Source organism: Gilliamella sp. B3127 (assembly GCF_026536935.1).
In the GTDB taxonomy this organism is placed as follows: Bacteria; Pseudomonadota; Gammaproteobacteria; order Enterobacterales; family Orbaceae; genus Gilliamella; species Gilliamella apicola_E.
The window spans coordinates 169,006-195,670 of the sequence record NZ_JAFNNI010000002.1 but is presented as its reverse complement, the minus strand read 5'-3'; the positions used below and the strand labels follow the sequence as shown (position 1 = coordinate 195,670).

Below are 26,665 nucleotides of genomic sequence, written 5' to 3'. Positions count from 1 at the left end.
ACAAGGAGGATGATTTGATACCAATATTGATATGAATTAAAATCAATAAAGTTAACAATAAAAATAAAAAAAGAAATAAATCTTTGCTTCCCAGTATATATTAAAAAAACTTAAGATATATTTCTAAAAAATATCAGGAATAGTTTATGGAAAATCGTACATTTGAATTTCGCTGTTTAACTCGTCGCTCATTTATTGTTTTACTTATATCAGTTATTAGCTTTGCTTTATTTGTCACAGGTTGTCTCATTTTTTTATTTACCTCTGATGCTGTCATGCCATTGATCCCCAAACAATATTTTATGGTGATTTTTTTTGGTGGAATCATTGTGTTGAGCTTACTTTCTGGTGTTTTGTTTGCTATAAGTATTGTGAGTTTATTCCGTAAAAAAATGACGTTTAATGCCAATTCATATTCGATTAATATTGATGACCATAAAAAATTGAATCAAATGTTTCAATTTTCAGCATTACAAAAAGTAATAATGATTAAACTCGAAAAACCTATTTGGGTTAATCAAACACTTATACTGGAATTTGACAATGAGCGTATTAAGATGCTGACAGTAAAGGGAATAATTCCACTGTTATCCAAAAAAGATATCGGGCAATTTTACGAATTTATACAATATCTTCATGAACAAGTTCTCAAGCCAGATTTTACATTATTTTCGGTGGATAAAACCTTATCATCTAAAATAGATGAATTAATAGCCCCACTCGTATTACATGTTGAAGTAGTACCAGAATATCGTTACCTTTATATCAGAAAGTAGCTAATGCGCATATGTTGTTTATAAATTAGTGATAAAACAATGGCTATTGAATGGTTAAATAGCCATCAACTGTTTTGATAAACGTTAACTGTCTTTTAATTGGTCAATATATTAACCACCATTAAACACACTTAAGATGCTAGAATGAATGATTTTTCTCTTCAACCAGTATATTTTCGATATCGGCTTAAATAAATTCATCGACTTTTTGGGCTTCAATCTCATCTAGGCGATATTGTTCTTACGTGATGAATATATGTCCTATCTATTATTGCTAATAAAAAATAATTTGCTAACTTTATTGGCACGTTTTACAAACGATAGATGAAATAAAGAGAATGATTTGATACCAATATTTATATGAATTAAACACAATAAAGTTAACAATATAAATAAAAAGAAATAAATCTTTTCTTCTCAAAGTATTTAAAAAAAACTTAAGATATATTTCTAAAAAAATATAAGGAATAGTTTATGGAAAATCGTACATTTGAATTTCGCTGTTTCACTCGGCGCTCATTTATAAGTTTAATGATACTCATTTGTTGCTTTGGTGTTTTAGTCCTTGGTTGTCTCATGTATTTATTTGTATTTTTCTTTGATGCGATCATGCCGATGATTCCCAACCAATACTTTGAGGTTATTTTTATTGTTGGACTCCTTGTTCCGGAATTATTTTCTGTCTTTCTGTTTGCTATATGTATTGCTCGCTTGTTCCGTAAAAAAATGACGATTAATGTCAATTCATATTCGATTAATATTGATGACCATAAAAAATTGAATCAAACGTTTCAATGGTCAGCATTACAAACAGTAATAATGTTTAAAAGTACCGTAGTGCTATATCACACGATTATTTTGGAGTTTGACAATAAGCTTATTAATATGATGGTGGCAAAAACTATCTATTTATCCAAAAAAGATATTGATCAATTTCTTCAATTTATACAATATGTCGATGAACAAATTATAAAACCAGATTTTACATTATCTTCATCGGATACAACGTTATCAACTAAACTTACCCAAGAACTAACAAAAGCATTAACAAATACAAATTATAATCATGGAGAATACCGTTATTTATATGTTAGAAAGTAACTCATGGGCATTTATCGTTTATAAATTAATGATAAAAAAATGGCTATTTAAATGATTAAATAGCCATTATTTTTTAGAACTGAACTAAATTAACCACCATTAAATACACTTAAGAAGCGAGAAAAGTAAGATTTTTTCTCTTCAACTGGCATATTTTCAAGATTAGCTTGTATAAGTTTATCGACTTTTTGGCTTTCGTCAGTCAAACCTAATTCATTATAAGCATTACTCAATAACGATAATGCTGTTTTTGTTGAATCAGTATCAGGAAATAACGCTAACATTTGAATGACTCGATTAACCACGGCAACATAGGCGCCACGGTTAGTATAATATTGAGCCACTTTTAACTCATAGCGAGCGATACGGTTCTTTAAATACACTAAACGTTTTTTTGCATCAGCGGCATAACTACTAGTTGGAAAACTAGAAACCAAATAAGTAAAATCTTTAAATGCTGCCATCGCAAATTCAGGATCACGATCTGAACGATCAACATTAAACCAACCCTGAATAGTATTATCATTTTGCGCCATATTGTTAATACCGCGCATATAAATCACCCAATCGATATTCGGATGGGTTGGATTCAATTTCAAAAAGCGGTCAATTGACGCAATGGCCATAGGATAATCCGCATTTTTATAATAAGCGTAAATCAAATCGAGTTGGACTTGTTGTGAATAAGGTCCAAAAGGATAATTTTTATCAATCGTTTCTAAAACAGTAATACTCGATTTTAAATTTCCACCTTCAAGCTCAGTTTTGGCTTTATTGTGTAACTCAATTTCTGATACATTTTCAACATCAGGCTTTGTACTCGTACAACCAATTAGTGCGCTACTTAAAGCGATGGCTAACAAAGTATTTAAACGAAGTTTCATTCAGTTTTAATCCAAAATATAATTAAACATTAAAGGCAATGATTAGTATATAATACTCTAAATTATAACAGCTTAAAATAGATAAATTACACATGCACAAGTTAAAACTTTCATCAGAAATAGAACCAACACAACTTGGAATGCGTCTGGATCAAGCTTTATCAGAGCTTTTCCCTGATTACTCAAGATCTAGAATTAAAGAATGGATCGTCAATAATCACGTGTTAGTTAATAATAATATTGTAAATAAACCTAAAGAAAAAGTGCTCGGTGGAGAAAAAATAACTATAGAGGTTGAAATCGAAGAAGAAACGTATCACCAACCTGAAAATATCGAACTCAATATTGTTTATGAAGATGATGATATTTTGGTTATCAACAAACCTCGAGATCTTGTTGTTCACCCCGGCGCAGGTAACCCAAATGGTACAGTGCTAAACGCATTACTTTATCACTATCCAGATATTTCAAGAGTACCAAGAGCGGGTATCGTTCATCGCTTAGATAAAGACACAACTGGGCTAATGGTCGTTGCTAAAACCATCGAGGCACAAACCCACCTAGTTGAATCGCTACAACATCGTGAAATCACACGTGAATATGAAGCGGTAGCGATGGGAATAATTACAGCAGGTGGCACAATCGATCAACCGATCACTCGCCATCCTACTAAACGAACGCATATGGCCGTATTCCCGACAGGAAAGCCAGCGGTAACCCATTATCGAGTCATGGAAAAATATCGACTTCATACTCGACTACGGCTAAGGCTAGAAACTGGCCGAACTCACCAAATTCGTGTACATATGGCTCATATCGCGCACCCACTCGTTGGTGATCCACTTTATGGCGGACGACCAAGACCACCAAAAGGCGCGAGTGAATCCTTCATCAAAACTCTACGCGATTTTGATCGTCAAGCTTTACATGCAACAATGCTACGTTTATATCATCCAATTACAGGTGAACTAATGGAATGGAATGCGCCAATACCGGATGATATGTTAACACTAATTCATGCGTTACAAGAAGATACAGAACTTCATAAAGATGAACTTGATTGGTAAATAAAAATGATTAAATCAATATATCCTTATTGGCCTGCACCGAGTAATGTTCACGCTTTCACTTCCACTCGTATTGGAGGGGTAAGCCTTCCCCCTTTTGACAGCTTAAATTTAGGCAGTCGAACAGGGGATGACTTAAATAATATCGTAGAAAATAGAAATCGCTTAATACAAGCTGAAAAAGTGCCGAGTGAACCTTACTGGTTAAATCAAACGCATAGTACAACTGTCCTGGATATCACAAAAGTAAAACAAGCAATCCATACGGCACGATTTGAAGCTGATGGCTCCTACACTAAGCAAGCTAATCAGGTCAGTGTAGTCTTAACTGCTGATTGTATGCCGGTACTATTTTGCTCAGTTAAAGGCGATCAAGTTGCTGCTGCTCATGCGGGTTGGCGAGGACTATGCCATGGCATTTTAGAAAAAACCGCAAAAAAATTTCAATGCAACACCAATGAAATTCTAGTCTGGCTAGGACCAGCAATCAGTGCACAAAAATTTGAAGTAGGTATTGAAGTTAAAGAACAATTTGAAGAGTATGACAAAAATGCTCACCATGCATTCAAATTTATTGAAGGCAAAAAATATCTGGCCGACCTTTACATGATAGCTAAACAGCGATTAAACGCGATCGGAATTACTCAAATTTATGGTGGTAATTATTGCACGTATACCGAGCGTGATCTGTTTTACTCCTATCGAAGAGAAAACAAAACAGGAAGAATGGCGACAATGATATGGTTTGGAGAAAAATGCTAAATCACTAGTGACTAATCAATAGTCGTTAATAAAAAACTACTCAATATTAGCAAACTTATGAGTCTGCAAACTTAACAGCCATTTATTATCGATACGATTATGGTTAATCTGACCTAACAACTCAATGGTATCAAACATATTCATCTCACCATTTATCTCGCAAGGAGACAAATAGTAACGCTTAGCTTCAATATGCTGCTCAATGAAGTGACAAAAATCGATAAAGCCCGCTTGTTTTTCAGCGACGATTCGAACTTCATTGGCAGTTGATTGCAGAATGTTTTGGTAACGGCTTTGATAACAAAATTTAGGACTCAGTGCAACATAATCAATTAATGGATCAACCTTACCCAGCCCATTACTCTCAATAGCAATATAATAACCAGCCTGCTTCAAATGGGACAACAATATAGGTAAATCTCTAACCATAGTAGGCTCACCACCAGTGATAATAATATTAGTACTCTTATATTGCCCGACCATCGCCAGTAATTGCTCTAACGAAAAGCGCTTAAAATGACGAAAATTAGTATCGCACCAACTACAATTCAAATTACAACCAGCAAACCGAATAAAAATAGCAGGCATACCCGTATTATAACCTTCGCCCTGTAAAGATTCGAAGATTTCAACAATGCGATACTCAATCATTTTTCGCTCCGATGATACTCACAATAAGAAGAGGGGGTCTCCCAAAGCTTAATCATCGACACCGGCAAAAACTGAGACAAACGTTCGAAAATAAATTGGCTCATTCCTTCCGCCGTAGTACGGCAAGGAAAAGCAAAAACTTTACGCTCCATTTGTTCTAAAAGCATAGCTATTTGGCGTTCATTAGCATTATCTTGATGATAAAGATAAGCATGATCCAATTGATCAACAATCTGCTGTTTTACAATCAACTTAAGATCAGCATAATCCATTACCATATTAGCGCTGGATCCACTGGAAATAAGATCATCGCTGATCTCGACTAACAAACGGTAGGTATGACCATGAAGGTTATGACATTTTCCATTATGCCCATCAAGCATATGACAAGCATCAAATTGAAACTCTTTAGCAATTTTAAACATATAATTTCCTAGTTTTTTTACGTGGGATGGATCACGAACCACGGTTGGCTAACTTAAAAGCGAGGCTAATATAAAGGATAAAAACCCATGTGTCACCCAAATTTTCTCAACCTTATTGATTAATCGATGATTTTTCAAGCTACTTTATCTTTCGCAAAGAAACGAGTAATATATATACAGCTTTGTTTCAAAAAATCGTCAAAAATATTGTTAATCAGCTCTTGAAATTTATTCTTCCACACTTATTTAGTGAATATGCAAATGGATTGAATGTTTTAAACATTTAAACCAAATCTATTGCTTAGGAGATAAATAATATGAGGTTAGATAAACTCACAAACAAGTTTCAACAAGCTTTAGCTGATGCTCAATCAATAGCATTAGGTAAGGACAATCAATACATAGAGCCTATACATGTGCTATCAGCCATGTTAAACCAAGAAGGAAGCAGTATAAATCCATTACTCGCTGCTTCAGGCGCGAATGTTGCGACATTACAACAAGAACTAAATCAAGCAATCGAACGCTTACCACAAGTTCAAGGTATCGGTGGTGAAGTTATACCATCACAAGAATTTATTAAAATCTTAAATTTATGCGATAAATTATCCCAAAAAAATGGCGATAGCTACATCTCGTCTGAACTATTTATATTAGCGGCATTAGATGAAAAAGGAAGCCTAGCAGATATCTTAAAAAAAGCAGGCGTTACTAAAGAAAAATTTAGCCAAGCTGTTAACCAAGTGAGAGGAAGTGATAACGTGAACGATCCTAATGCTGAAGATCAACGTGGTGCATTAAAAAAATACACCATTGACCTAACTGAACGCGCAGAACAAGGAAAACTTGACCCAGTAATCGGTCGTGATGAAGAAATTCGTCGCACAATACAAGTATTACAACGTAGAACTAAAAACAACCCAGTACTCATTGGTGAACCAGGTGTTGGTAAAACCGCTATTGTTGAAGGACTTGCACAACGAATTGTTAACCGAGAAGTACCAGAAGGATTACGCAACAAACGCGTATTATCATTAGATATGGGGGCATTAATTGCTGGTGCTAAATATCGTGGTGAATTTGAAGAACGCTTAAAAGCGGTATTAAAAGATATTGCCAAAGCGGAAGGCAGCATAATTTTATTTATTGATGAAATTCACACCATGGTTGGTGCAGGTAAAAGTGACGGGGCGATGGATGCTGGAAACATGTTAAAACCAGCATTAGCTCGAGGTGAACTACACTGCGTAGGGGCAACTACACTTGATGAATATCGTCAATACATAGAAAAAGATCCAGCATTAGAACGTCGATTCCAAAAAGTCTATGTAGCAGAACCAACAGTTGAAGACACGATCGCAATCTTACGTGGCTTAAAAGAGCGCTATGAACTGCATCACCACGTACAAATTACTGATCCAGCCATTGTCGCTGCTGCAACTTTATCGCATCGTTACATCTCTGATCGAATGTTACCCGATAAAGCGATCGACTTAATCGACGAAGCAGCATCAAGCATCCGTATGCAAATGGATTCAAAACCAGAATCATTGGATCGACTTGAAAGACGTATTATCCAACTCAAACTTGAACAACAAGCGCTCAAGAAAGAGTCTGACGATGCAAGTAAAAAACGACTAGAGATGTTAAACGATGAACTTGCTGAAAAAGAAAAGGATTATGCATCACTTGAAGAAGAGTGGAAGTCAGAGAAGGCTGCACTTTCGGGCACTCAAAATATCAAGGCGGAGCTGGAAAAAGCGCGTACCGAGATAGAACAAGCTCGCCGAATGGGTGACTTGAACAAAATGTCCGAATTACAATATGGCAAAATTCCAGAGTTAGAAAAGAAACTGGCTTCTGCAACGCAATTAGAAGGCAAAACCATGAAGTTATTGCGTAACAAAGTCACCGATAACGAAATTGCCGAAGTACTATCTAAAGCAACGGGTATTCCTGTATCAAGAATGCTTGAAAGCGAAAAAGATAAACTACTTCACATGGAAGAAGCCTTACACAAACGTGTAATCGGTCAAGACGAAGCGGTTGTTGCCGTTGCTAATGCGATTCGTCGCAGTCGAGCAGGGCTATCTGACCCTAACAAACCGATTGGATCCTTCCTATTTTTAGGACCAACAGGGGTAGGTAAAACTGAACTTTGTAAAGCCTTAGCTAACTTCATGTTTGACAGTGAAGATGCAATGGTTCGAATTGACATGTCCGAATTCATGGAAAAACATTCCGTGGCTCGATTAATTGGTGCGCCTCCTGGATATGTTGGTTATGAAGAAGGTGGCTATTTAACTGAAGCAGTAAGACGTCGACCATACTCCGTCATCCTACTTGATGAAGTTGAAAAAGCGCACCCAGATGTATTTAATATTTTATTACAAGTGCTTGATGATGGCCGATTAACTGATGGACAAGGCAGAACTGTGGATTTTAGAAACACAGTCATTATCATGACATCTAACTTAGGTTCAGACCTAATTCAAGGTCACGTCGAACTAAGTTATGACGAAATGAAAGCTTTAGTTATGACAGTGGTAACCCAACATTTCAGACCGGAATTTATTAACCGAATTGATGAAACAGTGGTATTCCACCCACTAGGCCAAGAAAACATCAAAGCAATTGCAAAAATACAACTCGCTCATGTTGAAAAACGCCTAGAAGAACGTGGATATGAAATGGATATCTCTGATAGTGCACTAGAACAACTTGCCAAAGTTGGCTTCGACCCAATTTATGGTGCAAGACCATTGAAACGTGCAATACAGCAAGAGATTGAAAACCCACTAGCTCAACAAATTTTATCGGGTAAATTAGTGCCTGGTAAAAAGATTCATCTAGACGTAGATGATGGAAATATTGTTGCAAAACAATAAGGTTACTTACTTATTGCGTCGAATAGGCAACAATATAAATAAGCCAAAAAGCCTGAAAAGAAATTTTCAGGCTTTTTTTATCACTAAAACTGCCGCCATGAACATCTCAATTAAATAAAAAAAGTTGAGGAGCTGGGTTTTTGAGGTGTTAATTGCAGAAATAATTAGAAAATAAAAATCCTGAAAGTTTCTTGTCAGACTTTTTTGTAGAAAATCTTAAAACTTAAAATTGACAGTTCAACTAATTAGAAAAAATTCTTGTCTTAAATTTATAACCTAAATAACCGCCTTATTGACTATAAAAATTGGTAATATTTTGGGTTTAATCCTTTCAATTAATAAAAAAGATGGAATTAAATGTTCATCTCTATTTCGGCTTTATCATATTGTTTCTCTATAGAGAATTTGGCAAAATGAATAAAGAGCCAGTTAATTCATTCTAAAGGACGCAAATATGATCAAGTTAATCATCACTGATTTAGATGGAACATTCTTAAATAGCCAAGGCGACTATGACCGAACATTATTCACTCAAGTCTATGACCTTATGGCAAAACAAAACGTCCAATTTGTTGCATGTACTGGAAAACAGTGTGAACGAGTAGAAGAACTCTTTGCCGATTATCTCGATAAAATTTGGATAGTAGGCGATAGTGCCACCACAATCAAACATAAAGGTGAATTTATCTATCGCTCTTTTATCGAAAATCAACTTGGTCAACGTATCATCAAAACCCTTGAACAAGCCAGTCAAGAGCATGTCATCATTGCATGTACTGCAAAAGGTGCAATAATCAAATCTAATTTGCCTGCACACCTAAAACAAAAAGTCCGAGGATCGTATGCAACAATCATCGAAGTGGATGATTTTAAAACTGTCGCTGACGACTTTATCAAAATTACCGTGTATGACGAAAAAGAACAATGCCCACAAACACGCAAGCATTTAACACCGTATGATAATGACGTTTACATCGTCGTATCAGAAGCCGCATGGATAGATATTACTGAACACAACGTCCACAAAGGCAACACCATCAAAAAACTACAACAAATCTTAAATATTACCTATCAGGAAACAATGGCATTTGGTGATGGGCTCAACGACATAGAACTACTCGAACAAGCCAATTACAGCTTCGCAATGCGTAATGCTTTCGACGAAACTAAAGCAGTAGCTAAATTTATTACTGGTTCAAATAATGAAAGTGCAGTAATGACAACAATACAACTTATGTTAGCACTTCAATAAAAAATTGAGGAGCGGGGTTTTTAAGACTTCAAAAACCCCGCTCCTCAACTTTATTTATTCTCAATTTGCCACTGATTTATCTCATCTAAAAGCAATCATTAAAATACTACTCAGATTAAATCATAGTCATATAAACCTGATTATTGAGTAAATTCTTCGGATCAAACTGCTGCTTGATAGCGTGCATAAGTTGGCGATTGGCTTTGGGAATAGCATCATTATAATAGCTCACTTTCGCTGTACCAATGCCATGTTCTGCCGAAGGTAATCCACCAAGTTCAAGGCATTTTTGATAAAGAGCTTGATGAACTTGCTGTAGATCGGTATCCCACTGTTTATCATCACGATCATCACGCAAAATGCACAGATGAATATTTCCATCACCAGCGTGACCAAAGGCTAACATGCGTACCTTGGTTTTTGCTTCAAGCTGTTTGGTGAAGTGAATAAAATCGGCAATACGATTTATTGGAACCACAATATCAATCGGATCTTGTTCGGTCACTGCCTCAACCGCTCGCACCAATGAACCGCGAATCGTCCAAATTTGACTAGCCTGATTGCTATCTTCAGCAACAAAATAGTCACAATCACCTAAATTCACTAATAATTGCTTTCGTTGCTGTTCGATGGATTGTTGATCTAATCCATCAAGCATAATAATCAAATAAGCTTGGCTATGAGGTAGTGGGAATTGAAATCCTGAATACTTCTCGCCCCATTGTGCAACTTTACGTTCCACAAACTCTAGCGCGGTTGGCGTTAGGGTATGTAAAATGGTTGTGATACTGGCAATAGCCTGCTCAATAGTATTAAAACCAACAACAAATGTTTGAGATACTTTCGGCTTGGCGATCAGTTTTAACGTACATTGGGTAATGATGCCTAAAGTACCTTCACTGCCAATAAACAGATGCTTCAAAGTAAGCCCAGTATTGTCCTTAACATTTTTACTGCCAATATTTAACACACTCCCATCTGCCATCACCACCTCAAGTGCTTGCACATAATCACGAGTGACCCCATATTTTACCGCACGCATCCCTCCTGCATTAGTACTGATATTTCCGCCAATAGTGGAGGTTTTAGCACCCGGATCAGGTGGATAAAAAAGATCATACTGCTCAACAAACTGTTGTAAATCCTGCAATAAAATGCCGGGCTGTACCGTAATAGTGAAAGTTTCCTTGTCTAACTCAACAATCTCATTCATCAATGATAAATCAAGAATAATGCCACCATTAGGAATGGTTGAACCCACTAAATTCGTCCCAGCACCGCGAGTGGTAATATTCAGATTATTGGCATTGGCAAATTTCACCACATCCGCTACTTCTTCGGTCGTTTTAGGATAAACTAATATATCAGCCTGCCCATATTTAAGCTTTAAACCATCGGTCAAGTAGGATTGTGGGATGGCATCTGCCAAAACAATGCGTTTTGAATCTTTAATGATAAGATTGTTCATACTAAATTACCCACTATTTATAGCTTCTATCAAAGTGATTGGCTAACTTGTCACCGAGGTATTGAATCACCATCACAATAAAAATAAGAATAACAATACACAAAATAAGCACCTCGGTTACATAGCGTTGATAACCATAACTGATCGCCAAATCACCAATACCACCGCCACCAACAACCCCAGCCATTGAGCTAAAGCTGATAAGTGAAATTGTGGTAACTGTTGCGTGTCGTATTAATTGCGCCATTGCCTCAGGAAACAATATCCCAAAAATAATACGCATATGTGATGCACCACTTGCTACCGCAGCTTCGATCACGCCTTTATCAATTTGGCTAAAAGCGTTTTCAGCTAACCGTGCATAAAATGCAATAGCGGCAAGTGAAAGCGGTAAAATTACCGCTTTAGGACCCACTGCGGTATCAACCAACAGCGCGCCTAAAGGTAACACCGTAACCATCAGAATTAAAAATGGAATTGAACGGGTTGCATTGACGATAAAATTCGCAATACTGTTAATGATTCTATTTTTAAAGAAGAATTGATTTGACATTAAAAACAGCAATAATCCGATTAATGTGCCGAAGATCAAACCAGCTAATAATGACCAACTTACCATAATGAATGTCTCGTAAGCGGCTTTCCATAACATTTGCGCTATTTCGTTAATGGTGAGTTTAATCATTAGTTTATTTCCTCAATAATAACTTCTTGATCGGCCAATTTGGTGATTAAATTTTGGATATTAGTCGATTCACCAATCAGCTCGATCACCAAATTACCTAAAGCTTGATTGTCGAAATATTCAATAAACCCATGCAAAATATTAAATGACACACCGGTTTCAATCGCTGATTGATACAGAATTGGCTGGGTAGTGTTTTCGTTAATGTAACGCAAACGGACCAATTTTCCTTTTACATTTTGCTTTATAATATCTGGCAAATGGGTATTTTCATCGATATTAAGAAATTCTTGTGTGAATGGCTGTTTAGGGCAGGCAAAAAGGTTAAACGTGGTATTCATTTCGACAATTTCACCTTGTGACATTACTGCAACTCGGTGGCAGATTTTTTTAACCACATCAATTTCATGGGTGATTAAAACAATAGTTAAACCAAATTTTTGATTAAGCTGTTTTAACAAATCAAGAATCGCGCTGGTAGTGGTTGGATCTAAAGCACTGGTGGCTTCATCACACAACAAAATTTTGGCGTCATTAGCCAGTGCTCTGGCAATACCGACTCGTTGCTTTTGCCCACCACTGAGTTCAGCAGGGTAGGCATTCGCTTTATCACTTAACCCAACTAAAGCAAGCAATTCGTTGACTCTATTTTTAACCGCATCGCCTTTTTTACCCGCGGCTTTAAGCACAAAAGCAATATTTTCATAAACGGTTTTTGATGATGCTAAATTAAAGTTCTGAAAAATCATCCCAACATGAAAACGAAACGCTTGCAATTCACGCCCACGTAAGGTTTGTATATCAACACCATTAATAATAACTTGCCCGGACGAAGGTTCAGCAAGCCGATTAAGCGTCCTTACTAAAGTACTTTTTCCCGCACCGCTCGAACCAATGATCCCGAAGATCTCGCCTTGATTGACATCAAACGAGACCTTTTTAACCGCTTCAACAACTTGATCTTTGGCTTTAAATCTTACAGAAACATCTTTTACTTGAATTAAAGTCTGCATAATTAAAATAACTGATAATCAGGTTTTTGGAAGGTATAGAAAATACCGTTTTTATCATTAATGACTTGAGCAAACTCAGGTGATTTAAGCACGTCGATAATGTCTTTACCTAATGTATCTTTTGATTCAGTGCGAATCGCAATAACATTTTTATGATCTTTATCTAACACTTCATGATAAAGCGCCTTAGAAAGATCTAAACCCGCACCAATTGCATAATTACCATTAACTACTGATAACGCAACATTGTCAAGCGAACGTGGAGTTTGTGGTGCTTCAATTGGTACAATCTCTAAACCATAACGGTTTTCGATAATGTTTTTAGGGGTTAAATTGTTTTTATCCACATTTGGATCAAGCTTAATCAACCCAGCTGCTTCTAAAATGCGTAACGCGCGAGCTTCGTTAGTCACATCACTTGAAATAGTCACTTGATCGCCTTGTTTTAATTGCGAAAAGTCAGTAATTTTATTTGAATAAATTCCCGCGCCAGCTGTTGGTACAAAACCAATCGCCATAATATCTAAATTACGCGCTTGCTTAAAATTATTAAGATAAGTTAAATGTTGAAATAAATTAACATCAATATCTCTATTTGCTAATGCTAAGTTTGGTTGAACATAATCGCTAAATTCACGAATTTCGATATGGTAACCTTTCTTTTCTAATCCAGGCGCAATAGCTTGTTTAAACATGTCGCCATAAGGACCAGCTGCAACACCAACAGTAATTTGATTCTCTTTTTTAGCATTATCACAACCAGTTAATACTGAAGTTAAAATGACTAAACTTGCCACAATTAATTTTTTAAACATAATAATTTTTCCTTAAGTTTGGATAATCTTTCTAAAGCTGCAATCAGCGTTGGTTCTTGTTTAGCAAAATGGAAACGAATATAACGATATTCAGGATGTTTAAAAAAGGCCGACCCCGGTACAGCCGCTACGCCGACTTCTTTAATTAACCATTCGCAAAATTCAAAATCGGTTTTAAATGGATTAAACGCCGAAATATCCACTAAAACATAATACGCACCTTGAGGCTCATAATAAGCAAGGCCTAACTCATCTAATCCGTTCAAAAATAAACGGCGCTTAGCGGTGTAAGTTTCGGTCAATTGTTGATAATAATCATCCCCTAAAGCTAACCCTGCACAAGCTGCTTTTTGTAGTGGGGCAGCAGCGCCAACGGTAAGAAAATCATGGATCATCTTACAACCATCTATAATCCTTTTATCAGCAATAATATAACCAAGGCGCCAACCGGTTATCGAATAGGTTTTCGACAACGAGCTACAACAAATAGTCCGCTCTTTCATATTTGGAAAACTTGCCAAATAAAGATGCTTATGCGGAGCGTAAACCATATGCTCATATACTTCATCGGTAATAATGTAAGCATCAAACTCAATCGCCAATTGACTGATATAATCAAGCTCATCCTTAGTAAATACCTTGCCACAAGGATTGCTAGGATTACATAAAATCAGCGCCTTAGCGCCTTGCTCAAACGCTTCACGAAGTTGCTGTTTATCAAATTCAAATGTCGGCGGGATCAAAGGCACATAAATTGGGGTGGCATCAGAAAGAATGGCGTCCGCTCCGTAATTCTCATAAAACGGCGAAAAGATAATAACTTTATCTTTTGGATTACAAACCGTCATTACCGCACACATCATCGCCTCGGTGCTACCACAAGTTACCAACACGTTTTCGTCTGGGTTGATATCAATTTGCATTAACTTTTGTTGCTTTTTAGCTAACAGACGCCGAAACTCAGCTGATCCCCAAGTGATCTCATATTGATGAGGACCACAATCGGCAGCTTGTTTTAACGCATCGATTAAAGGTTTCGGCGGATCAAAATCTGGAAACCCCTGTGACAAATTGATAGCTTGATATTGATTAGCGATCCGAGTCATCCGACGGATAACCGAATCGGAAAAGTGATCGAGTCGATTGGCTAGTTTATGCATTGTTTTTTATATATTAAAATTATGAAGTCGGAGATTATAATATAAAATCTTTCTATGACGGTTAAATAATATATTTATATATAGTTATACTTTTTTCTTATAACGCAGTCGAAAATAGCGACTAGATTTAAAAAAATTTGAGGAGCGGGGTTTTTTAATCCCCAAAAAATATTATTTTTATAACCCTTTTTTTAATCAAAAAATAAAATAATTAAAAATCATAACGTTAAAAAGATATTAAAAAAAAGGGTTTTTAAAACTCCAAATGCCCTTTGCCTTTTTGCAAACAACGATTATAGTATGTCTTGTTCTAGGTTTATGCCGAGTAGGCAGTTTATAAAGGATATTATCGAGTCGCTAGACTTTGAAGTATGGTTTATGCCGAGTAGGCAGTTTATAAAATAAAATTTTCGAATCAATCAATACCAGTCCGTTTATTCAGTGCAGATAATATCCCGTTTCTTAAAAAGTTGAGGAGCGGGGTTTTTGAATTATCATTTTTATTAAAAATCCCCCTCAATCTGAAATATCTAATTTATCTATTAGAGTGAAAGCTGAAATCTATATAACCTAGTTAACTTTCTACGTTAAAATAACTAACTTTATTTTTTATCGCAAATTAAAGGATAAACCTAATGACAACCGAATTGACAACGCTTGATAAGATTAAACGCCAAATTGCCGAAAATCCGATTATTCTTTATATGAAAGGTTCGCCAAAATTGCCAAGTTGTGGTTTTTCAGCTCAAGCTGTGCAGGTGTTATCGCAATGTGGTGTGCCGTTTGCGTATGTTGATATTCTACAAAATCCAGATATTCGTGCTGAATTGCCAAAATTTGCTAACTGGCCAACCTTTCCACAACTTTGGGTTGAAGGGGAGTTGATTGGTGGTTGTGATATTATGTTAGAGATGTTTCAAACAGGTGAACTGCAAACCTTGATCAAAGAGACGGCAGAAAATCATAAAAACGATTAATAATGTTGAGAAAGAGAGCGCTAAGCTCTCTTTTTTTATATTTTGACTATTGTTCTGTTTTCGACTCGACTAAAGGCCAGCCACCTAATCGTTTAAAACGGTTAACGATTTCACAAAATAAAATAGCAGTCTTTTCGGTATCATAAAGAGCTGAATGTGCTTGTTTATGATCGAACGGGATATTTGCCGTTTCGCAGGCTTTAGCCAGAACTGTTTGCCCAAAGACTAAACCACAAAGTGATGCCGTATCAAAAGTCGCAAAAGGGTGGAAAGGGTTGCGTTTAATACCCGCTCTTTCAGCCGCAGTCATCAAAAAACTGTGATCAAAATGCGCATTATGTGCCACTATTACAGCACGGGTACAGTCATTGGCTTTGATTCCGGTGCGAACTAATTTAAAGATTGCCTCAATTGCCTCTTTCTCATCAACCGCGCCTCGTAACGGATTATTGGGATCAATGCCGTTAAAAGCTAACGCTGTTGGCTCTAAAATAGCATTGGCAAAGGGATTGACATTAAATTGCAATGTTTTATCAGGCTCGAGCCAGCCGTCATCTGTCATTTTAAGTGTAATGGCTGCGATTTCTAAAATAGCATTGAGTTTTGGATCAAATCCGGAGGTTTCTATATCGATAACCACGGGATAAAATCCTCGAAAGCGTTCACAAAGTTTTGGCACAATAGTTAGTCTTATCTATCTAAAATGAGAGGTATTATGCCAGTTTTTACTTTTTTCGCCTAGTTTTAACTGAATTACATTAGCTTTTAAGCATTGATTTAATCATTGCTTAAATCCGATAAATCAATCTGTTAATTGTTTTTTTGATTGTTCAATCTCTTTAATCCATTGTGAATTAATTCGTTTAGAATGTTTAGGCATATGTCTTAAGCGTTGTTCAATAGTTTGTAGTACGTCTTTCGCTTGGTTAATTTGATGCCATTTGATTAATGTTTGTAAATAGTAGGAAATGGCTTCTAAATTTGGGTAGTAACTAATTAGTGAAGCAAACTCTTGGTTTGCTTGAGCTTTATCATCCAACGAAACCAAGATTTTAGTGTAAAGTAAGTGACCTTCATCACTATAATAATCTGGATTTTTTTCTCTTAGATAATCAAGTGTTTGTTTTGCTTTAGCAAATTGTTTATCTTCATAAAGAGCATTAGCGTATAGCAACAATATATCTGGTGCCGTTTGATAAATGCCTGTTAATGCTTTTTCATAGAAAGGCAAAGCTTCATTAGCACGATTGCTATCGACCAGTGCTTTGGCTAAGCTTAATTGTGCATCAACAGTGGGTGATAAATCATAATTTTTCTGTGCTTCACGTAGTTCTCGCTGTGGATCGAGTGCTTTTCGCAATTTGGATTCAAGATGGTAACCCAAGTGGCTTGTGCGGATATCAGGAAGGTAAATGGCAAAAAAATAGACAACACTACCTAAAAACGGGAAAATAAATAGAATATAAAGCCATTTTTGATCTTGACCATTTTTTACTGCATGAACAGCAAAAAATAATGCAATAATTGTGCTTATTACTATTCCAGCTATAGGCATAATACATCCTTAGGATTTTTCTAAAAGTAAAAATTTATCATAATAATTTGTTTAAATAAATAGTTATGCTTAATTTTTGAACTAAAAAACAGCGTGTAAGACCTTTCTCTTTTTTGTGCCCGATATAATCATTTTTTTATCATTTTGACTCAATATAGACATTAAAAATCAGCCATTTCGCATGATAAATTGCACTATTAACAGCGCATTTATACTATTTTTTAGAATTGATAAAAATTAAGATAAGGTATTTTTAGTCTAAAAGTTAAAACGCGTAGTATGAAATGGATGGGGCAATTTGGTTGGTCAATATAATATTAGGTGAGATATTTTAAGAAAGCGTCTATAATCAGCGCCTGACAAAATGGTTAAAAAAACATCGTTCGATAAATCAGTTTTAGATTGATGTTTAGTATTACGTAGCGAGGGGCATTGTGCATAATTTCGAACTTCAACACATCATTGATACACATCTGCAAGTGACACGATATCGTGACTATGCGCCAAATGGTTTGCAAGTTCAAGGTCGTCCGGAAATTAACAAAATTGTGACAGGGGTAACGGCTTGTCAGTTATTGTTAGATAAAGCGGTCGAGTTAAATGCTGATGCGATTCTTGTTCATCATGGCTATTTTTGGAAAAATGAGCCAGAGACGATTACTGGCATTAAGTATCATCGAATGAAGACGTTACTTAGCCATGATATCAATTTATATAGTTATCATCTTCCATTAGATGGTCATCCAGTATTGGGTAATAATGTGTTGCTTGGGCAAATGTTTGATATTACGGTTGATGCGCGTGATGATATTACCGATTTGCTTTTTAAAGGCACGTTAGCCAATCCATTAACCGCAATTGAATTTAAACAGCTACTTGAACAGAAGCTACATAATGGTCGCCACTCAGTTTTATTTTGTGGTGATAATGCCCCAGCAGTGATTAAGCGAATTGCATGGTGTAGTGGTGGAGGTCAAGATTTTCTTGAATCAGCCGCTCAGCAAGGCTTTGATGCTTTTTTTACTGGAGAAGTATCGGAACGAACCATTCACATTGCCCGTGAATACGGTATCAATTTTTATGCTTGCGGACATCATGCCACAGAGCGATATGGTATAAAAACATTAGGAGAATGGTTATCGACTAACCATGGCTTAGAAACTATTTTTATCGATATTGATAATCCTGCATAACAAAAGTTGAATTTAAATAAGAAATATCGCATACTTATTCGCAGTTTTTTTAATCTTTAAGTTGTTTTATAAACACAGAATATGAGAGGTCGCTTTATGTTTACAGGAAGTCTGGTCGCACTTGTTACTCCAATGGATACGAAAGGAAATGTGGACCATGTAAGCCTAAAAAAAATGGTCGAATATCATATTGAAAATGGCACATCTGCTATTGTATCAGTAGGAACTACTGGCGAATCAGCAACGCTTGATCATCATGAGCACATTGATGTTATTAAACGCACTATTGATTATGCAGATGGTCGAATTGATATTATTGCTGGCACAGGTTCAAATGCCACCAAAGAAGCGATCGAATTAACTCGTCAAGTTGAAAATATCGGTGTAGTTGGTTGCTTAACGGTAGCGCCTTACTACAATAAACCAACGCAAGAAGGTTTATACCAACACTTCAAAGCTATTGCAGAAAGTTCTCCATTACCTCAAATTATTTATAATGTTCCTGGTCGTACTTGTAGTGACATTAAACCAGAAACTGTCGGTCGATTAGCTAAAATTAAAAACATTGTTGCGTTAAAAGATGCAACGGGTGATCTGTCTCGCGTTTACAAAACTCGTAAATTAGTTGGCGAAGATTTTAAGCTATTAAGTGGTGATGATGCGACTTTCTTAGACTTTATCATTTTAGGTGGTGATGGTGTTATCTCGGTAACCGCTAACGTAGCAGCGAAACAAGTTGCAACCGTTTGTGAATTGGCATTTAATAACCAAATCCAACAAGCACGCACGTTAAACGATACTTTAATGGGTCTTCATACTCATCTATTTATTGAACCAAACCCAACGCCAGCAAAATGGGCATGTACTCGTTTAGGTTTAATGGCAAACGGCACTATACGTTTACCATTAGTGCCATTGAGTGATGCTTCTATTCCTGTAGTTGAACAAGCATTAAAAGATGCTAAATTAATTTAAAATTGACTATAACCTTACTTAAAAGCAGAAATCTATGTTGAATAAAACTGAATTGAAAAGCAATGCCTTTAAAAAACTAGCTGTTTTATCGGTTATTACATCGATGTTTATGGTTGGATGTAGTAGCGATCAAAATTATAAACGAGAGGTTGATGGCAATGAAGATTACCTCAATTCGCCCGCTTTAAAAGCGTTAATTATTCCGGAAGGTGTTTCTGTACCAGTTGAATCTGGTGATTTTTATGTGGACAACAACAAAATTGATGGTGCTGTTGGTAAACAACTTGATATTCGTCCACCAACATTAGCTATTGCAACTATCCCAGAATCTTTTGTACATCATGAACAGAACACTGTTACCTTTAATGTGCCAGTAAGTTATGGTGTATGGAATAGTATTCCAAATACGTTAAATAAACAAAATATACTGGTTAGTTCAAGCGATAGTAAAACCATTAAAACGAATAATGCAATTATTTCTCGCCAAGATGAACAACAACCGGTTGAGGCTTCTTTTGTCTTTACCCGCCATAATTTAGGCGCAACAGAAACTATCACTATCGTATTAAGTTCATTAACGCGTAGTGGTGAAAACCTTATGTCACAACCGATCGAAGTTCAGCGTTATGTAGTTGGATTATTTAATCAAATAATGGATGATGTCGCACCTGAATCGCTACGAACTGTGCCGGTTAAAACAGATGAAAAAGAATCAGATCCTAATAAAGAGCTGAAAGAAGATCTTAAAGACAGTATCAGAGATAGCATCAGAAATGATCGCTAATTTAACGATCAGATAGTCTTTCATCTAAACGAGTTAAAACCGCGTAAAGCCGATTTTAACCCAATAGCGGAGTAACTTACCTTTGCTATATAAATGAATGTTTATAAATACAGTTTATGACTACAGTTTATAAATACGGTTTATAGCTAACACTTATAACGGCAAGGTACTTGATTTGAAATTAAGGGGCGAATAGCTCCTTAATTATTTATTGGCAATTTGATATAAGGTTATAAACATGAAAAAGTTGGCTGAGCTTTATCGTGGTAAAGCAAAAACGGTTTACACTACTGACAACCCAGATCTATTAATCCTTGAATTTCGTAACGACACCTCGGCATTTGATGGACTGCGCATTGAGCAGTTAGATCGAAAGGGGATGGTCAATAATAAATTTAACTATTTTATTATGACCAAGTTACGTGAAGCAGGTATTCCAACTCAAGTTGAAGCCCTATTATCAGATAATGAAGTTTTAGTTAAAAAACTTGATATGGTGCCAGTTGAGTGCGTCGTTCGTAATCGAGCTGCTGGTTCATTAGTAAAACGTTTAGGCGTTGAAGAAGGCAAAATCCTTAATCCTCCAACATTTGAACTTTTCTTAAAAAATGATGCTCTGCATGACCCTATGGTCAATGAGTCACACTGTAAAGCATTTGGCTGGGCAACGGATGAGCAGTTAGCAACGATGAAGGAACTTAGCTTTAAAATCAATACCGTGCTAACGGAGCTTTTTGATAAAGCCGGATTAATTTTAGTTGATTACAAATTAGAGTTTGGTCTATTTCATGGCGAAATCACATTAGGCGATGAGTTTTCACCAGATGGTTGCCGTTTATGGGAAAAAGAGACCTTGAAAAAAATGGATAAAGATCGCTTCCGTCAAGGTTTAGGTGGTGTGATTGAGGCCTACGAAGAGGTAGCCAAACGTATTGGTGTTCCACTTTAATGTTTGCCCAATTTGATATCTCCTTTTTTTTATTATTAGGTTTAGCTGCACTGTGTTATATCACGCATAATAACACAGTGACCTTTGCAGTATTGCTACTGTTGTTATTCAAATTAACACCGCTAGCAACCTATTTTCCGTTCTTAAATCAATATGGATTAACCATTGGCATTGTCATTTTAACGGCGGCTATGATGGTTCCCTTAGCGGATGGCTCGTTAAAAATTACCGATATTGTAAAATCATTCACCACCTGGCAATCGTTACTGGCTATTTTAGTTGGCATATTAGTCTCATGGTTAGGCACGCGTGGCATATCCTTAATTGGTGCTCATCCAACTATAATTAATGGCTTAATTATTGGTACACTTATTGGTGTTGCCTTTTTCAAAGGGATACCGGTTGGTCCATTGATTGCAGCAGGAATTTTATCCTTATTGATTGGAAAAAGTTAATCAATGATTAATAGCACCAGAAAGCTATGGGTGTTAAACGGTTCGCATCCCCAATTATTTAATCAAGTCAGCGCTATTATTCAACAGCACCCGGGCGATTGGCTTACAGTTACCACAAAAACAGATTTGCCCGAAGCGATTAGCCATCATATTCATCCCAATCAAACCAAATCATTACTTGGCAAAGAGTTTAAACATGCTATTTTCGATTCCACCGAAGGTTTTAATTTAGATGCTTTTGCGATGCTAGCCGGCACTTTAATCAAAGGTAGTGTGCTAATTTTATTACTGCCCGATGATTTGACCAATTGGGTGGACCAAGATAGTTTGCGTTGGAATGAATCTACAAAGCCGATTCGTGTGCCCAATTTTGTTCAACATTTACAACAAACCTTATCAAAATTTGCCACAGAAAAGCCACCAGAGTTTACGCAGCAAGATGATGGGCAAAAGGATTTAACCGAGCAACAGTTAGTGCTAAACCAACTCCTAAAAAGCAATAGTCGTTTAAATATCTTAATAGCTAAACGAGGGCGCGGTAAATCAGCATTAGCTGGGCAATTTACTCATTATCATGAATGCTGGGTAACAGCACCGAATAAAAGTGCGCTAACGACTTTTTTTCAGTTTGCTAAACCAGGAACACCGTTTTATGCGCCAGATCAACTAATTGAAATGGTTGATCATCCATTTCCTGAGTGGTTGATCATTGATGAAGCGGCGATGATACCATTGCCAATGTTGGAGCAACTGCTAAAGCTGTCACCATCGACTAAAATCCTATTGATCACAACGGTAGAAGGTTACGAAGGAACAGGGCAGGGGTTTTTATTAAAATTACTGGACAGGCAAATTTGCCAGCGATTTTATCTTAATTCGCCTATTCGTTGGCAAGATAACGATCAACTCGAACAACTTTGCGATAACTTATTGCTTAATGGCGTCATAAAATCGCAAACCAATGAGCAAGCTACCGTCTATTCTCTTAACGAAAGAACAGATATCGACCTACTTAAGTCTATCTACAATTTATTAAAAACGGCTCATTATCAAACAACCTTGGTTGATTTAAGACGACTATTTGATGCACAAAACTTAGCTGTTTGGCAGGCCAAAAAAGGTGATCAACTTATTGCTGGCGCAATTACGATTGATGAAGGTAATTTGACTGATGACTTAATCGATGCCGTTTGGAAAGGCACACGCCGACCAAAAGGCAATCTTGTCGCGCAATCATTGGTTGCACATGCTGGTGATAAACTAGCGGCAAAACTAAAATCGGTCAGAATTAACCGTATTGCGGTTATAGAGCCTTATCGACGTCAACATATTGCCCTGAAGTTGGTCGAACATATCTATCAACAAGCAATGAAAAATCACAACGATTTTGTCTCTGTCAGTTTTGCTTACAGCGCTGTTAATTATCAATTTTGGCATAATTGTGGCTTTACCTTAGTCCATATTGCCAGCCATAAACAAGCCAATTCTGGTAGTTATTCAATGATGGCAATCAAACCCATCACTCAGCAAGGTTATGAACTAAGCCAACGTTTAGCGGAAAATTTAAGGCGTAATAGCTATTGGCTTAATGCCATTATCGATTTACCGTTCAGTCAACTCATCACCATTGATGATCAGCAGGCATTAACTCATCAAGATCTTCAGGATCTGCAAGGATTTTGTAATTATTATCGACCGTTTGAAGCAACTTATCCGGCACTGTGTCGTCTAAAACAGGCAACAAATGGTAAAATACCTTCACTATTATTACAAAGTAGTGAATCGATAAATAAACTACCAAGTCGAAATGAGATGATCCAAGCTATCAAACAAGAAGTAAAAACATGGCTTGAAAAATTATCAAACTGACCAAATAAAGATCAGCTAATTTACGATCAAAAAATGAAAAGTCAGTTGCCGTCAGATTAAAACTACGTTTAAAATGACGCCGATTTTAAATAAAAGGATCCTATTGTGTTAGAAAATAAATCACAACATTCCAATTCTAAATCAGGTATAGAATACTTTTTCCAAGGCTGGTCTTTAGCATTTAGTCCTGGTTTAAAACGCTTTGTATTTTTACCGTTGCTGGCTAATATCATTATTATGTCAGCGCTATTTTATTGGTTTTTTGTTTCAATCACTGGCATGGTGGATTGGGGCTTATCATTTATGCCAAGTTGGTTGCACTGGTTGGGCTACATCATTAGTGCTATTGTCATTTTAACTTTAACAATTTTATTTTGTTATTTTTTCAGTACGATAACCAACGTTATAGCTGCGCCTTTCAATGGTCTGCTGGCCGAACAGGTAGAAGCACAGCTCACCGGTGTACCTGCGCCTGATACCTCTTGGTTGAGTTTAATAAAAGACTTACCTCGCATCTTAAAGCGCGAGCTACAAAAATTTGGCTATTATTTATTATGGGCGATTCCGATATTGCTAACCTACTTGATTCCCATCATAGGGCAATCGGTTACTCCGATAGTGTGGTTTTTATTTACTGCTTGGCAGATTAACATCCAATATGCGGATTACGCCTTTGATAACCACAAAATCTCTTTTGAGCGTATGCGCCAATTATTAAGACAAGATCGCGCTGACAATCTGCTATTTGGTATGTTAATCAGCTTCTTTACCATGGTGCCATTATTGAATTTAATTATTATGCCAATTGCGGTTTGTGGCGCGACAGCGATGTGGGTTGATCGCTATCGTCACCAAGCTATTTTTGCAAGTAAAAGTCAGGACTTTCGATAATTTATTTTTGTTTAGGACGACTTGGCCAATCGTCGTCCTCATCATCAGAATAAGGGATAGGTTTTATCCCTTTCTTTTTTTCTAAATAGTGCTTATAGCTTAGTTTATTCAGTGCTTTAATTGTATTAATAAAGATCCCCACCAAAATAATAAGAATCACCCACCAATAATCTTTAAGCCACTCCATTTAAATCCCCTTGAGTTTTTAGCACAAAGCATGATCTCATATTAAAATCTATAGTAACTTTTCTAAAATATCGATATAGATAGCTTGTAATGTAATGACATCTTGGCAATTTACATTTTCATTCACTTTATGAATAGTTTTATTTAACACACCAAGCTCAATCACCTGACAACCTAACTTAGCAATAAAACGCCCGTCGGATGTTCCGCCACTGGTTGATAACTTGGTATCAATTTGTGTAAAGGCCTTAATTGCACTTGCTGCTGCATCAGTTAGCTCGCCTTGTGGTGTTAAAAATGGATGGCCGGACAAACGCCAATTTAACGTATAGTTTAAATGATGTTTTTGCAAAATTGCCTCGACTTTTGCTTTAATCATCTCATCGGTTAACTCACTACTATAACGAAAATTAAATTGCACTGACAAATCACCAGGAACTACATTTTCAGCGCCGGTTCCACCATTAATATTGGCTATTTGCATTGTCGTTTGTGGAAAATATTCATTACCATTATCCCAAACCGTCGTTACCAGTTCATTCAAAGCGGGCGCAAATTTATGCACCGGATTATCAGCAAGATGAGGATAAGCAACATGTCCCTGAATACCATGTACCACTAAATTGGCTGTCAAAGAGCCACGACGCCCATTCTTAATCTGATCGCCAAGCACACTATCACTTGAAGGCTCACCAACAATACAGTAATCGATCTGTTCTTGACGTTTAATCAGCAAATCAACCACTTTTACCGTGCCATCGGTTGCATCTGCTTCCTCATCGGAAGTCAGCAAAAACGCGATCCGACCAGTATGGTCAGGATATTTTTTAACAAACGTCTCAGCGGCACAAACCATAGCCGCTACGCCACTTTTCATATCGGCTGCGCCACGACCATACAAAACACCGTTTTCATCAATAGTTGGCTCAAAAGGCGGGTAACACCACTTACTCTCATCACCAGCTGGCACCACATCAGTATGACCGGCAAACATCAAGGTTTTACCACTGCCATGGTAGGCCCAAAGGTTTTTCGTCTTACCAATATTTACCTCTTCAATCACAAAGCCTAACGGCTTTAGACGATCGATAATCATCTGCTGGCAGTTTTTATCATCGGGGCTTATTGATCTTTCAGCAATCAATGCTTTGGTTAGTGCAATAACAGGTTCAGTCATGGTGATCTCGATCTTATGATTTAGGTTTAACAAATTGCGAATAGCTCTCGTTAGAAAATCCCAACAAAGCTCGCTTACCATCAACAAGTAGTGGACGCTTTAAAATAGAAGGATTAGCTAACATAATCTTGATAGCGGCATCTTGATTATCAACTTGATTACGTACTGTCTCGTCAAGCTTACGCCAAGTCGTACCACGAGTATTTAACAAACTCTGCCAATCAACAAGTTTTAATAAATCACTTAACAACTCAGCCGACAAGCCATCGGTTTTGTAATTATGAAATTGGTAACTAACTTGATGATCATTGAGCCAAGTAAACGCTTTTTTCATGGTATCACAATTCTTAATCCCATAAATAATATACATAACTATTTGCCCTAAAAAGAAAAGATAAATTGATTATAACAGCTAAAAAACAGCAAACAAAGGGAAAGCGGGTTTTATAAAATGGATGATTTTTTGATAAAAAAGTTGAGGAGCGGGGTTTTTGAGGTTCCAAATTTCGATTAAAAATTATCAAATTATCAAAATTACTCATCACTCAGGTAAATTTTTTTAGGATCTTAATTATAGTTTTTTAAAGGTTTGTAAGGAAGATGATTTTAATTAAAACAATAGATAGTCGATCCTTTCAAGACCTTTCTTGCGATCTTCTTTACGAAAATTAACGATCCAAAATAAAAAAAGTATTGCATCGTGTTTT

At 36.5% G+C, this 26,665-nt stretch carries 26 protein-coding genes, 1 pseudogene and 1 riboswitch; of the genes and pseudogenes, 14 read left to right on the top strand and 13 right to left on the bottom strand.

Annotated features, from left to right (window positions below):
• The first annotated feature begins 146 nt into the window (after window positions 1-146).
• Window positions 147-776 carry a hypothetical protein gene (locus J3U00_RS04025; protein WP_267331645.1) on the top strand — a complete coding sequence of 210 codons (630 nt, stop codon included), beginning with the start codon at window positions 147-149 and terminating at the stop codon, window positions 774-776.
• A gap of 474 nt (window positions 777-1,250) precedes the next feature.
• Complete coding sequence (locus J3U00_RS04020; RefSeq protein ID WP_267331644.1) at window positions 1,251-1,877, top strand: hypothetical protein; 627 nt, start codon at window positions 1,251-1,253, stop codon at window positions 1,875-1,877.
• Between the two features lie 161 nt (window positions 1,878-2,038).
• Here the strand turns inward: J3U00_RS04020 and bamD are convergent.
• Window positions 2,039-2,761 (bottom strand): annotated as a pseudogene (gene bamD, locus J3U00_RS04015) (outer membrane protein assembly factor BamD); the annotation flags it as partial.
• Window positions 2,762-2,853: 92 nt separating this feature from the next.
• Between bamD and rluD the strand changes: the two are divergent.
• Window positions 2,854-3,828, top strand: a complete 975-nt coding sequence (gene rluD / locus J3U00_RS04010; protein ID WP_267331643.1) for a 23S rRNA pseudouridine(1911/1915/1917) synthase RluD — start codon at window positions 2,854-2,856, stop codon at window positions 3,826-3,828.
• Between the two features lie 9 nt (window positions 3,829-3,837).
• A complete protein-coding gene (gene pgeF, locus J3U00_RS04005; protein ID WP_416379884.1) occupies window positions 3,838-4,590 on the top strand; it encodes a peptidoglycan editing factor PgeF in 753 nt (250 codons plus the stop codon).
• A gap of 36 nt (window positions 4,591-4,626) precedes the next feature.
• Here the strand turns inward: pgeF and J3U00_RS04000 are convergent, their stop codons facing one another.
• Together J3U00_RS04000 and queD are read right to left on the bottom strand one after the other, a co-directional pair.
• Window positions 4,627-5,241, bottom strand: a complete 615-nt coding sequence (locus J3U00_RS04000) for a 7-carboxy-7-deazaguanine synthase QueE (protein WP_267331641.1) — start codon at window positions 5,239-5,241, stop codon at window positions 4,627-4,629.
• Complete coding sequence (gene queD, locus J3U00_RS03995; protein WP_267331640.1) at window positions 5,238-5,666, bottom strand: 6-carboxytetrahydropterin synthase QueD; 429 nt, start codon at window positions 5,664-5,666, stop codon at window positions 5,238-5,240. The genes J3U00_RS04000 and queD overlap by 4 nt, the downstream gene beginning before the upstream one ends.
• Before the next feature lie 2 nt (window positions 5,667-5,668).
• Window positions 5,669-5,714, bottom strand: a riboswitch (PreQ1 riboswitch).
• 269 nt (window positions 5,715-5,983) lie between these two features.
• Between queD and clpB the strand changes: the two genes are divergently transcribed.
• Window positions 5,984-8,554: an ATP-dependent chaperone ClpB gene (gene clpB, locus J3U00_RS03990; RefSeq protein WP_065733886.1), complete on the top strand. Its 2,571-nt coding sequence runs from the start codon at window positions 5,984-5,986 to the stop codon at window positions 8,552-8,554.
• Between the two features lie 454 nt (window positions 8,555-9,008).
• Entirely contained in the window at window positions 9,009-9,806 is a 798-nt protein-coding gene (locus tag J3U00_RS03985; RefSeq protein ID WP_220225876.1) for a Cof-type HAD-IIB family hydrolase, read from the top strand.
• A 115-nt stretch (window positions 9,807-9,921) separates the two neighbouring features.
• On the opposite strand, the gene J3U00_RS03980 is transcribed toward J3U00_RS03985, so the two are convergent.
• Genes J3U00_RS03980 through J3U00_RS03960 form a run of 5 tightly spaced genes read right to left on the bottom strand, consistent with a single transcriptional unit; the run spans window position 9,922 to window position 14,947 of the window.
• Window positions 9,922-11,274 (bottom strand): FAD-binding oxidoreductase, encoded by a 1,353-nt coding sequence (locus tag J3U00_RS03980; RefSeq protein WP_267331639.1) that lies wholly within the window; start codon window positions 11,272-11,274, stop codon window positions 9,922-9,924.
• 13 nt (window positions 11,275-11,287) lie between these two features.
• Window positions 11,288-11,959, bottom strand: a complete 672-nt coding sequence (locus J3U00_RS03975; protein WP_065562588.1) for a methionine ABC transporter permease — start codon at window positions 11,957-11,959, stop codon at window positions 11,288-11,290.
• Window positions 11,959-12,972 (bottom strand): methionine ABC transporter ATP-binding protein, encoded by a 1,014-nt coding sequence (locus J3U00_RS03970; RefSeq protein WP_220225878.1) that lies wholly within the window; start codon window positions 12,970-12,972, stop codon window positions 11,959-11,961. Before J3U00_RS03970 ends, J3U00_RS03975 begins: the two co-directional genes overlap by 1 nt.
• Before the next feature lie 2 nt (window positions 12,973-12,974).
• Window positions 12,975-13,787: a MetQ/NlpA family ABC transporter substrate-binding protein gene (locus J3U00_RS03965; protein ID WP_065733890.1), complete on the bottom strand. Its 813-nt coding sequence runs from the start codon at window positions 13,785-13,787 to the stop codon at window positions 12,975-12,977.
• Window positions 13,772-14,947 carry a pyridoxal phosphate-dependent aminotransferase gene (locus J3U00_RS03960; RefSeq protein WP_267331638.1) on the bottom strand — a complete coding sequence of 392 codons (1,176 nt, stop codon included), beginning with the start codon at window positions 14,945-14,947 and terminating at the stop codon, window positions 13,772-13,774. The genes J3U00_RS03965 and J3U00_RS03960 overlap by 16 nt, the downstream gene beginning before the upstream one ends.
• A 647-nt stretch (window positions 14,948-15,594) precedes the next feature.
• Here J3U00_RS03960 and J3U00_RS03955 point away from each other — a divergent pair.
• Window positions 15,595-15,924 (top strand): Grx4 family monothiol glutaredoxin, encoded by a 330-nt coding sequence (locus J3U00_RS03955; protein ID WP_065563338.1) that lies wholly within the window; start codon window positions 15,595-15,597, stop codon window positions 15,922-15,924.
• Window positions 15,925-15,970: 46 nt separating this feature from the next.
• On the opposite strand, the gene rnt is transcribed toward J3U00_RS03955, so the two are convergent.
• A complete protein-coding gene (gene rnt, locus J3U00_RS03950; protein WP_416379883.1) occupies window positions 15,971-16,618 on the bottom strand; it encodes a ribonuclease T in 648 nt (215 codons plus the stop codon).
• A 108-nt stretch (window positions 16,619-16,726) separates the two neighbouring features.
• A complete protein-coding gene (locus J3U00_RS03945) occupies window positions 16,727-17,479 on the bottom strand; it encodes a tetratricopeptide repeat protein (protein WP_267331636.1) in 753 nt (250 codons plus the stop codon).
• A gap of 434 nt (window positions 17,480-17,913) precedes the next feature.
• Here J3U00_RS03945 and J3U00_RS03940 point away from each other — a divergent pair, with 434 nt between their 5' ends.
• From J3U00_RS03940 to cysZ, 7 genes are all read left to right on the top strand, one after another.
• On the top strand, window positions 17,914-18,672 hold the full coding sequence (locus tag J3U00_RS03940) for a Nif3-like dinuclear metal center hexameric protein (protein ID WP_267331635.1): 759 nt from the start codon (window positions 17,914-17,916) through the stop codon (window positions 18,670-18,672).
• Window positions 18,673-18,768: 96 nt separating this feature from the next.
• Window positions 18,769-19,647, top strand: a complete 879-nt coding sequence (gene dapA, locus J3U00_RS03935) for a 4-hydroxy-tetrahydrodipicolinate synthase (protein WP_065563334.1) — start codon at window positions 18,769-18,771, stop codon at window positions 19,645-19,647.
• A 34-nt stretch (window positions 19,648-19,681) separates the two neighbouring features.
• Window positions 19,682-20,431, top strand: a complete 750-nt coding sequence (bamC, locus tag J3U00_RS03930) for an outer membrane protein assembly factor BamC (protein WP_267331634.1) — start codon at window positions 19,682-19,684, stop codon at window positions 20,429-20,431.
• A gap of 238 nt (window positions 20,432-20,669) precedes the next feature.
• Window positions 20,670-21,380, top strand: a complete 711-nt coding sequence (purC, locus tag J3U00_RS03925) for a phosphoribosylaminoimidazolesuccinocarboxamide synthase (RefSeq protein ID WP_065733895.1) — start codon at window positions 20,670-20,672, stop codon at window positions 21,378-21,380.
• Window positions 21,380-21,835: a DUF441 domain-containing protein gene (locus J3U00_RS03920; RefSeq protein ID WP_065563331.1), complete on the top strand. Its 456-nt coding sequence runs from the start codon at window positions 21,380-21,382 to the stop codon at window positions 21,833-21,835. The genes purC and J3U00_RS03920 overlap by 1 nt, the downstream gene beginning before the upstream one ends.
• 3 nt (window positions 21,836-21,838) lie before the next feature.
• Window positions 21,839-23,704 carry a tRNA(Met) cytidine acetyltransferase TmcA domain-containing protein gene (locus J3U00_RS03915; protein ID WP_267331633.1) on the top strand — a complete coding sequence of 622 codons (1,866 nt, stop codon included), beginning with the start codon at window positions 21,839-21,841 and terminating at the stop codon, window positions 23,702-23,704.
• A gap of 105 nt (window positions 23,705-23,809) precedes the next feature.
• Window positions 23,810-24,595: a sulfate transporter CysZ gene (cysZ, locus tag J3U00_RS03910; protein WP_267331632.1), complete on the top strand. Its 786-nt coding sequence runs from the start codon at window positions 23,810-23,812 to the stop codon at window positions 24,593-24,595.
• 1 nt (window position 24,596) lies between these two features.
• Here the strand turns inward: cysZ and J3U00_RS03905 are convergent, their stop codons facing one another.
• From J3U00_RS03905 to J3U00_RS03895, 3 genes are read right to left on the bottom strand one after another with little or no spacing between them, the layout of a single operon-like run.
• Entirely contained in the window at window positions 24,597-24,782 is a 186-nt protein-coding gene (locus J3U00_RS03905) for a YpfN family protein (protein ID WP_065563328.1), read from the bottom strand.
• Between the two features lie 48 nt (window positions 24,783-24,830).
• Window positions 24,831-25,958 (bottom strand): succinyl-diaminopimelate desuccinylase, encoded by a 1,128-nt coding sequence (dapE, locus tag J3U00_RS03900; protein WP_220225888.1) that lies wholly within the window; start codon window positions 25,956-25,958, stop codon window positions 24,831-24,833.
• Window positions 25,959-25,971: 13 nt separating this feature from the next.
• On the bottom strand, window positions 25,972-26,328 hold the full coding sequence (locus J3U00_RS03895) for an ArsC family reductase (protein ID WP_267331631.1): 357 nt from the start codon (window positions 26,326-26,328) through the stop codon (window positions 25,972-25,974).
• Window positions 26,329-26,665: the final 337 nt, after the last annotated feature.